The organism is Nonomuraea sp. NPDC048901, assembly GCF_040649695.1.
Lineage (GTDB): Bacteria > Actinomycetota > Actinomycetes > Streptosporangiales > Streptosporangiaceae > Nonomuraea.
In genome coordinates this window covers 455,341-464,408 of the sequence record NZ_JBEZFW010000001.1, presented here as the reverse complement: position 1 = coordinate 464,408, position 9,068 = coordinate 455,341, and the positions used below count along the sequence as shown (strand labels likewise).

At 68.2% G+C, this 9,068-nt stretch carries 10 protein-coding genes; 8 read left to right on the top strand and 2 right to left on the bottom strand.

The genetic code is table 11. From position 1 onward, the window contains the following. Positions 1-82: 82 nt before the first annotated feature. The 4 genes from AB0C30_RS02390 (at position 83) to AB0C30_RS02375 (ending at position 3,818) form a co-directional block, all read left to right on the top strand. A complete protein-coding gene (locus AB0C30_RS02390; protein ID WP_357938721.1) occupies positions 83-1,066 on the top strand; it encodes an LLM class flavin-dependent oxidoreductase in 984 nt (327 codons plus the stop codon). A gap of 229 nt (positions 1,067-1,295) precedes the next feature. After that, positions 1,296-2,222, top strand: a complete 927-nt coding sequence (locus tag AB0C30_RS02385; RefSeq protein WP_357938719.1) for an ATP-binding cassette domain-containing protein — start codon at positions 1,296-1,298, stop codon at positions 2,220-2,222. Further along, complete coding sequence (locus AB0C30_RS02380; protein WP_357938717.1) at positions 2,219-3,025, top strand: ABC-2 family transporter protein; 807 nt, start codon at positions 2,219-2,221, stop codon at positions 3,023-3,025. Before AB0C30_RS02385 ends, AB0C30_RS02380 begins: the two co-directional genes overlap by 4 nt. Beyond that, positions 3,018-3,818: an ABC-2 family transporter protein gene (locus tag AB0C30_RS02375; protein ID WP_357938715.1), complete on the top strand. Its 801-nt coding sequence runs from the start codon at positions 3,018-3,020 to the stop codon at positions 3,816-3,818. The genes AB0C30_RS02380 and AB0C30_RS02375 overlap by 8 nt, the downstream gene beginning before the upstream one ends. A gap of 12 nt (positions 3,819-3,830) precedes the next feature. Here the strand turns inward: AB0C30_RS02375 and AB0C30_RS02370 are convergent, their stop codons facing one another. Beyond that, positions 3,831-4,610 carry a DeoR/GlpR family DNA-binding transcription regulator gene (locus AB0C30_RS02370; protein ID WP_357938713.1) on the bottom strand — a complete coding sequence of 260 codons (780 nt, stop codon included), beginning with the start codon at positions 4,608-4,610 and terminating at the stop codon, positions 3,831-3,833. A 463-nt stretch (positions 4,611-5,073) separates the two neighbouring features. On the opposite strand from AB0C30_RS02370, the gene AB0C30_RS02365 reads away from it, so the two are divergent. The 4 genes from AB0C30_RS02365 (at position 5,074) to AB0C30_RS02350 (ending at position 7,904) form a co-directional block, all read left to right on the top strand. Further along, complete coding sequence (locus tag AB0C30_RS02365; protein ID WP_357938711.1) at positions 5,074-6,072, top strand: tagatose 1,6-diphosphate aldolase; 999 nt, start codon at positions 5,074-5,076, stop codon at positions 6,070-6,072. 15 nt (positions 6,073-6,087) lie between these two features. Next, complete coding sequence (locus tag AB0C30_RS02360) at positions 6,088-7,125, top strand: class I mannose-6-phosphate isomerase (protein ID WP_357938709.1); 1,038 nt, start codon at positions 6,088-6,090, stop codon at positions 7,123-7,125. 105 nt (positions 7,126-7,230) lie between these two features. Then, a complete protein-coding gene (locus AB0C30_RS02355; protein WP_357938707.1) occupies positions 7,231-7,356 on the top strand; it encodes a hypothetical protein in 126 nt (41 codons plus the stop codon). Positions 7,357-7,661: 305 nt separating this feature from the next. After that, positions 7,662-7,904: a hypothetical protein gene (locus AB0C30_RS02350; protein WP_357938705.1), complete on the top strand. Its 243-nt coding sequence runs from the start codon at positions 7,662-7,664 to the stop codon at positions 7,902-7,904. A gap of 96 nt (positions 7,905-8,000) precedes the next feature. Here the strand turns inward: AB0C30_RS02350 and AB0C30_RS02345 are convergent, their stop codons facing one another. Beyond that, positions 8,001-9,041, bottom strand: a complete 1,041-nt coding sequence (locus tag AB0C30_RS02345) for an NAD(P)-dependent alcohol dehydrogenase (protein WP_357938703.1) — start codon at positions 9,039-9,041, stop codon at positions 8,001-8,003. Positions 9,042-9,068 lie beyond the last annotated feature (27 nt).

The window sequence follows — 9,068 nt, the reverse complement described above, 5'->3', positions numbered from 1 at the left end:
AGCCATGGGGGGAGGAATACTGGCCGCCGAGGTAACTGTTCGGTGCCGAAATAACCCAGACTCGTCTGCGGTTGCACCATTCATGGCTTTCCCGCTCTCCATCCTTGACCTTGCACATATCGGCGACGGAGAGACGGCTGGCGACAGCTTCCGCGCCAGCGTGACCATGGCCCAGCGCGCGGAGGAGTGGGGCTACCAGCGGATCTGGTACGCGGAGCACCACAACATGCCCTCCATCGCCTCATCCGCGACCAGCGTCCTCATAGCCCACGTAGCCTCACAGACCCAAACGATCCGCCTCGGGGCCGGCGGCATCATGCTGCCCAACCACGCCCCGCTGACCATCGCCGAACAGTTCGGCACGCTCGAAACCCTCCACCCCGGGCGCATCGACCTCGGCCTCGGCCGGGCGCCGGGCAGCGACCAGCAGACCATGCGCGCCCTGCGCCGCAACCCGGCCTCCGCCGACGACTTCCCGCAGGACGTACTGGAGCTCCAGGGCTACCTGACGGGCGAATCCCGCATCCCGGGCATCGACGCGACCCCGGGCAAGGGCACTGACGTGCCGCTCTACATCCTCGGCTCGTCCCTGTTCGGCGCCAAGCTCGCCGCCATGCTCGGCCTCCCGTACGCCTTCGCCTCCCACTTCGCCCCGACCGCGCTGGAGGACGCCGTCGCGCTCTACCGGCGCGAGTTCCAGCCGTCCAGGCAGCTGGCGGAGCCGTACGTCATCGCCGGGGTCAACGTCATCGCGGCGGACACCACGGAAGAGGCGGAGGCGCAGTTCCTGGAGGCCAAGCGCAGCCGGGTGACCCGGTTCCTCGGCCGTGGCCAGACATTCACCCCCGAGGAGGCCGACGTCATCCTCGCCTCACCGGCCGGGCAGCAGCTCCTGCAGATGGCCAAGTACTCCGGCGTCGGAACCGCCGCCGAGGTGCGGGACTACCTCGACCGCTTCGCCAAGCAGGCCCAGGCCGACGAGCTGATCGTCGTCTCCATGGCCCCCGACCGGAAGGCCTGGCTGCGCTCCCTCGAATTGCTAGCGCCGGGAACAATCGGCGGCTGACCATAGTTACATAACTCGTGGCCGGTGTGCCCAGTGTCCCCGGGCCTCACCTATTGCCTTCGCGGAATACCGTTCGGCTGGAGCCGCGTTGCGCCTTTCGCCGAGAGGCGACACGCACACCGGTACGCACTCGTAAGGCCGAGGCCCCGCCAGAACATTGGCGGGGCCTCAGCTGTTTCTCGGCCGGAAATTAGTTGCCACGCCGCATCCTTCACTGAAGGATGTCTTCATGATCAAGGTCGAGTCACTGACGAAGGTCTTCCGCCGGCCTCGAACCTTCTCCGGCCCCATGGGCACCCTGCGTACCCTCCTCACCCGCCAGTACGACGAGCGGATCGCCGTCGACGACGTCAGCTTCGAGATCCCCGAAGGCGAGGTCGTCGGCTACCTCGGCCCCAACGGCGCGGGCAAATCCACCACCGTGAAAATGCTGACCGGCATCCTCACCCCCACCAGCGGCCTGATCGAGGTGGCCGGACGGGTGCCGTGGCGGGACCGGAAGGCCAACGCCAGGTCCGTCGGCGTGGTGTTCGGCCAGCGCAGCCAGCTCTGGTGGGACCTGCCGCTGATCGAGTCGTTACGCCTGGTCGGCGACCTGTACGACGTACCCGCCGACCGTTTCACCACCTCGCTGCGCCGCATGCGCGATTTGCTCGGCCTCGACGACTTCCTGGACACCCCCGTCCGCCAGCTCAGCCTCGGCCAGCGGATGCGCGGCGACCTGGCGGCCGCCATGCTCTACGAACCGCCCATCCTGTACCTGGACGAACCGACCGTCGGCCTCGACGTCCTGGCCAAGCAGGCGGTACGCGAGTTCATCTCCGACACGAACCAGGCCGGTCGCACCACGGTCGTCCTGACCACCCACGACCTGGCCGACGTCGAGGCGCTGTGCAAGCGCATCATCGTGATCGACAAGGGCCGGGTGCTCTATGACGGCGGCATCGACGCGCTCGTCACCGCCTACGCCCCGCCCCGGCGGCTGGCGATTCACCTGGCCGACGGCCAGACCCGCACCTTCGACATCGCCGGCGGCGCCTCCGTCCCCGAGTTGATCGGCCAGGTCGCCGCCGAACAGACCATCCGCGACCTGTCCATCCAGGAGCCCGACCTGGAGGGCGTGATCAAGCAGCTGTACATCGAGGGCGCGCGATGATCCGCCCCCTGATCGGCCCTTTGATCGGCCCTTTGCTCGGCATGGCCCGCATCGGCCTGCGCTTCCAGCTCGCGTACCGCAGCGACGTGATCATGACCGTGCTGACGCTGATCGCGCAGGTCTTCCTGCTGCGCATGGTCTGGACCTCGGTATACGGCGCGCAGCAGCAGGCCCAGGGCATGACGCTCCCGCAGCTCCTGGCCTACCTGAGCCTGGCCAACCTCCAGGCGTTCGCCACCACGCCGGTCATCTCGTACATCGCCCTGTTCAGGATCCGTACCGGCATGGTGTTCTTCGACCTGTCCCGGCCGACCGGCTACCTGCCGCAGCTGGCCGCCTTCCAGGCCGGACACACCTCCGGCGGCCTCCTCCTGCTGGCCCCCGCCATACCGGTGGTCCTGCTGGTCGGCTCGATCACCCCCACCGGCCAGCCGCTCGCCTACGCCGGGACGCTGCTGCTCGGCTACGCCATCTCGGTGCAGCTGTCGCTGCTCATCTGCCTGATCGGCTTCTGGACGCTTGAGACCAGCGCGATCGCGCTGCTGTACCGGCTGACCAGCCAGTTCTTCGCCGGGACCCTGGTCCCGCTGTCGTTCTTCCCCGGCGCGCTGGGCACCCTGGCCGAGGCGCTGCCGTTCAAGTACCTGGGCTATGTCCCCGCGGCCGTCTACGTAGGCCACCTGTCGGGCGCGTCTGTCCTGCACGCGCTGGCCGCCGAGGTCGCGTGGGTCGCCGGGCTCACGGTCCTGCTCTGGGCGGTATGGCAGCGGGCCCACCGCAGGGTGGTGATCAACGGTGGCTGAGCTCACCCGCACCCTGCGCCTGTACTGGCGACTCCAGCGTGCCACCATGCGCGGCGCCCTGCAGTATCGGCTCAACGCGCTGATCGGCATCGCGACCGGAGCGGTCTACCAGGGCAGCGGCTTCGCCTTCGTCTGGGTCGTCATGCACACCTTCCCCTCCATGGCCGGCTGGACCTTGCGGGAGATCGCCTTCCTGTACGGCCTGCGCCTGACCGCCCACGCGCTCTGCATGCTGCCGCTGAGCAGCCTCATCTTCATGGAATGGCTGGTCCGGGAGGGCGAACTGGACCGCGTCCTGCTCCGCCCGCTCAACCCACTCCTCCAGATCATGACCAAACGCATGGGTGTCGGCCAGGTGGGCGACCTGCTGACCGGCCTGGTCCTGTTGCTGGTGGCGGCCCCCGCCTGGAGTCCGTCCATGGCAGCTCTCTGCCTGCTGGCCGTCATGGGCGGCGCGCTGGTGGAGGCCTCGGTCCACCTGTCGCTGGCGTCCCTGTCGATGCGCATGCTGGACACCGCCGCTCTGCGCGGGTTCCTGGATGACGTGTTCAGCAAGTTCGGCTCGTACCCGATGAGTGTGTTCGGCGGGGTTACGCAGTGGTTGCTGACGTTCGTGCTGCCGGTCGCTTTTGTGGCCTACGTACCGGCGAGCGTACTGCTGGGCAAGGCAGCGTCGCTGAACGTACCCGCCTTCGTGGCGTACGGCAGCCCGTTCCTGGGCATCGCCCTGTTCGCCCTCGCCTACCGCTTCTGGTGTCACCAACTCCGGCACTACCAGAGCGTGGGCAGCTAGGACGTCGGGGCCTCATCCCACGGTGACCAGCTCCACCTCGGCGTCCTTCAATGCCACGGCGAGGTCCTCGGGCGGCGGCGCGTCGGTGACCAGGACCGATACCCGGTCAAGGCCGCAGATGTGCACGAAAGCGCTCCTGCCGAACTTCGACGCGTCGGCCACCACGACGACCCGCGTGCCCGCGTCGATCATCTGGCGCATCATCTGGGCCTCTTGCAGGTTGCTGGTGGACAGCCCACCACTGGCCGAGATGCCGCCGACGCCGATCACCGCGGTGTCGGCGCTGATGCCCTGGGTGTCGGCGAAAGTCACCGGCCCAATGGTGACATTCGACGAGATACGGCAGCTGCCGCCGATGACATAGAGGTCGCGCACGGCGTCCTGCGGGATCTCGGGGGGCAGGCGCAGATTGTTCGTCACCACCGTGAGGTCACGCTTGCCGGCCAGCGCCCGGACCACCGCGAGCGTGGTCGTGCCGCCGTTGACGATCAGGGTCTCGCCGTTGGAGATGAGCTGCGCCGCCGCGATGCCGATGGCCTGCTTGGCCTGGTGGTGCACGGCCGCGCGGCGGTCAAAGGGGATGTCGGCCGTGGCCAGTTCGTCCGTGCGCATCGCGCCACCGTGGGTGCGGGCGATCAGCTGCCGCTCCGCGAGGTGGTCGAGGTCACGACGGACGGTGTCCATTGACACGGCGAAACGTTCTGCCAGCTCGGCGACGGTGGCGTGACCGCGTTCGCGGACGTGCCTCACGAGTTCGGCGCGACGCTTCGCGGGCAGTGCCGTGTCCTGCATGATTCACTCCTGCGATGCGGCTAATTGCGGCTAGTTTCAGGTTCCTGCGATTTCTTGCAACCTAACCATTGACCCATTCGCAATAACCAGCATACTGTGGAAGATGTAGGCAAGTCTGCCTGAGCGAATACGGCAGGAACCCGCAACCTTGTCATCCCCCGGACCACTGTGTTCAGACTCCTGCGTCTTAGGAGAAGCGATGACAGCCAGCAGGCCTCGGCCCTTCATGCGGCGCGCCGCACTGCGACTTGGCGGCGCAGCGGCCACGGCGCCGCTGCCGGCCTGCTGTGGTTCCCGTCAGGCGGGCCGACGCCGTACCTGGCCCATCCGGGCCCACCACGATCGGGCTCGACGACACGTTCGTCGCCGGGGTGCTGCTCTCCGACTGCCCGCACGATGAGCGGGGGAGCCGGAGCAGGCCACCGCTTGAGCCCTACGTTCAAGTAGCACCTGGAGACACCCAGTGAACTCGATCATTGATCCTGGCAAGATCCGTGGTCTGCAGCGCGTCACCAGCGCCGATGGTTATTTCCTCATCTGCGCTCTCGACCACCTATCCGACTTCGCCGAACTGCTCGCGCCCGATCCGGCGAGCGTCACCTTCGCCGATGTCGTCGCCGCGAAGGACGCGGTCGTCCGCGCCGTGGCCCCGTCGATCTCGGCCGTGCTGCTCGACCCGTTGTACGCCCTCGGCCACCTCGTGGCCTCCGGCGCGGTGCCCGGCACCGTCGGGCTGATGTCGAGCATCGAGGACGAGGACTACCGGCACGCGGACGGACCGCGCCGTACCCGGCTGCGCGCGAACTGGAGCGCCACCCAGATCAAGATGACCGGCGCCGACATGTGTAAGTTGCTGTGGTTCTACCGCCCCGACGGCGGTCGAGTCGTCGCCGAGCAGCAGCGGCAGCTCGTGGCCGGCCTCGTCGCCGAATGCGCCGAGCTCAGCCTGCCCCTGGTGGTCGAGCCGATCTGGTACCCGCTGCCGGGCGAGGACCCGACCACCGCCGAGTGGAAGGCCGCCCGGGTGCGCGGCATCATCGCCTCCGCCGCGACCGCCAACAAGCTCGGCGTCGACATGCTCAAAGTGGAGTTCCCCGGCTACATCGACACGGAAGAAGGACGCGAGCAGGCAGCCGCCGCCTGCGCGGAGCTGGACTCCATGGTGAGCGTACCGTGGGTCATCCTGTCCGCCGGGGTGGAATATGCCGACTTCAAGACGCAGGTCGAGATCGCCTGCCAGGCCGGCGCCGCCGGCTACCTCGCCGGCCGGTCGATCTGGCGCGACGCCGTGTCCACCCACGACCCCGCCGCCCGCGAGGAAGCCACCGCGGCGGCCAGGGCGCGACTCGAGGAGCTCAACGAGGTGACGCGGCGGTATGGGCGCCCCTTCACACCGGCCCGGCCACTCGACGTAGTGGTCAAGGAACTACCCAGCGAATGGTACCGATCATGGAACAGCTGACCTCGGAGCACATGCATGCCCAGCTTCCTTCTCCCCGCGAACACTCCGCGCTCGTTCTACCGGGGTGCCGGGCGCATCGGCCGGTTCCGCGGGATTCCGTCCGCCGATGATCCCTACTACCCGGAGGATTGGGTCGCCTCGACCACCAGCCGGCACGGAGCGGCGCCCGCGGGACTGACCACGCTGCCCGACGGCCGGACACTAGCCGAGGCCATCGCCGGCGATCCCGTGTGGTGGCTGGGCGAACAACACGTCGCGGAACACGGCGCCGACCCCGCGATCCTGGTGAAATTGCTGGACGCGGGGGAACGGCTACCGCTGCACGTGCACCCCGATCGGCGATTCGCCGCCGACCACCTGGCCTCGCCGTACGGGAAGACCGAGGCATGGGTGATCGTCTCGGCCGAGCCGGAGGCGGCGGTGCATCTCGGCTTCGCCAGGGACGTCGAGCCGGACGAACTCGCCCGTTGGGTCGCGGACCAGCGAATCGATCAAATGCTCGACGCCACGAACCGCGTGCCGGTGCGGGCCGGCGACGCCATCGTGTGCCCCGCGGGTCTGCCGCACGCCATCGGAGCCGGGACCCTCATGGTGGAGGTACAGGAGCCGACCGACTTCTCCGTGCTGCTCGAATGGGAGGGCTTCGCCGTCGACGGCCCCGCCGTCGGGCACCTGGGGCTCGGGTACGACCAGGCGCTCGGCTGCGTCGACAGGAGCGGCTGGGGCGCGGACCGGCTGAACGAGCTACGCCGCGCCCGCCAACCGGCGGATGACGTCCGGCCCGGGGTCCGCCGCCTCTTCGCCGAGTTCGCCGACGAGTTCTTCGCCGCCGAGAGGCTGCGTCCCGATCCCGTCAGCGTGCTGGAGCCGGCGTACTCGATCATCGCGGTCACCGATGGCGCCGGGATCCTCACGAGCGAACATGCCCCGCCGGTCCCGGTCAAGGCCGGAGACACGCTGCTCCTCCCGTACGCGGCCGGGTGGTGCACTCTGCGCGGGGACGCCGCGGCGGTGCGCTGCAAACCAGCCCTGAAGTCCGCTGAAGGCTTGTAGGTATATTCCGGCCATGGCCGAAGGGGAATCGAACCGTTCCTGCTCATCGGTGGCACCGCGGACGACTTCTGGGACAGCACTCTGGCGCGAGAGCTGACCCCGTACGTGCTCGAGGTCAGCGGCGCCGACCACGGCATGATGCTGCCCGGCCCGCTGCACAAGTCCGCCGAGGTCCTTGGTCAGGTGACGACGGCAGTCGAAACCTTCCTGGACGACGTCATCTGGCCTTGACGGACGTCCCAGAGCCAGAAACCGCCATTTCAGTGCGAGTCGGTGTACGCAATGATTCTCAAATGCCCCCTAGATCGGTTTTACCACTTCTATTACTCCTCGGCCTCCTCTCCGCCTGTGGAACGCCCGAGCCGGTCCAAGGACGCTGGTGGACATGGGCGTCCTCCGAAAAGGAGAGCACTAACCCTGTATCGGACCCGACCGGGAAGTTCTGCGACCGGAATCAGCCAAAGGACATCTGGTTCCTCGCCGGGACCTTCGGCGGCACCGCGCAGCGGACCTGCCGGGTCCCTGCGGGGCGGCCCATGCTGGCCCCGCTGGTGAATCTGGCTTCCACCAGGGCCGGATGCAAGAAGTTCATGGCCGCCGCCAAAGGCAAGGCCACCCTTGACGGCAAGCCGGTCACCCCGGAACGGATGGAAGACGCCGTCGTTCACGTGACCAGCGTGGCGGACAATCCTGCGACCGGCATGGGGGTACGACCACGTTCTACGCTTGTGGCATCTGGGCGCGCTTCCAGCCACTACCGCCCGGCCATCACACACTGAGCATTCGCGGGTCCTCCGGCGCTTTCCACACGGCCGTCGATTACACACTCACTGTCGAGACCGCGCAGCAAGTATGAACACATCCTGCTCGTTCGTTCAGGACAGGTCAGACATGTCGAGCACGAACCGGTAGCGGACGTCGTTGCGCTGGAGACGGCTGAGGGCTTCGTTCACGCGCGCCGAGGGAAGCAGCTCGATGTCGGCGGTGATACCGCGCTCGGCGCAGAACGCCAGTATGGCGGCGGTCGCGGGCCGCCCGCCGCTGCCCGCGGAGCTGAGCCTCTTCCGTCCGACGAGCAGATCGGTGGTCTGCACGGTGACCGGTCCGAGGTGTCCGAGGTGGCTGAGTGTCCCGTCCAAGGCAACCAGCCGCAGGTACGGGCCGAGGTCGTGGGGGGCGGAAATGGTGTCGATGACGACGTCGAACCGGTCCCGGTTCGCGGCCATCTGTCCCGTATCCGTGGAGTCGATGAGGTCGTGGGCGCCCAGGCGACGGGCGTCGTCGATTTTGTCCGCCGACCGGCTGATGACCGTGGTGTCGGCGCCGAGCGCCACGGCGAGTTTGACCGCGAGATGGCCCAGGCCACCAAGCCCCGCCACGGCGACGCGGGTACCCGGTCCCACGCCGAGTGTGCGCAGCGGCTCCCAGACGGTGACCCCGGCGCAGAGCAGAGGGGCCGCGGCGGCGGGGTCGAGGCCGGCGGGGAGGGGGTAGGCGAAATGATCGCGGACGACGTATTCGCGGGAGTAGCCGCCCAGTGTGGTCGACCCGTCGCGGCGGTCGGTGCCGCCGTAGGTCAGGGTCGGGAACTCGTGGCAGAAGTTCTCCTGGCCGGCCCGGCACATGGCGCACACACCACATGAGTCGACGATGTTCCCGACCGCGACCGGGTCGCCGACGCCGAACCGGGTGGCCTCGGGCCCAATCTCGGTCACCACTCCCGTGAACTCGTGGCCCGGCACAAGGGGCACGCTCGTGTCACCAGGATGAGCGCTGACGGCATGCAGATCGGAGTGGCAGACACCGCAGTAGTCCACGCGTACCGCGATGTCGTCGGGCCGCAGGTCGCGCCGTTCAAGTGAGACCCGCCGCAGTGTCGCGGAACCCTCCGTCTGCCATCCCACCGTGCTCCTCATGTACGCCGACTCCTTCGCAAACAGACT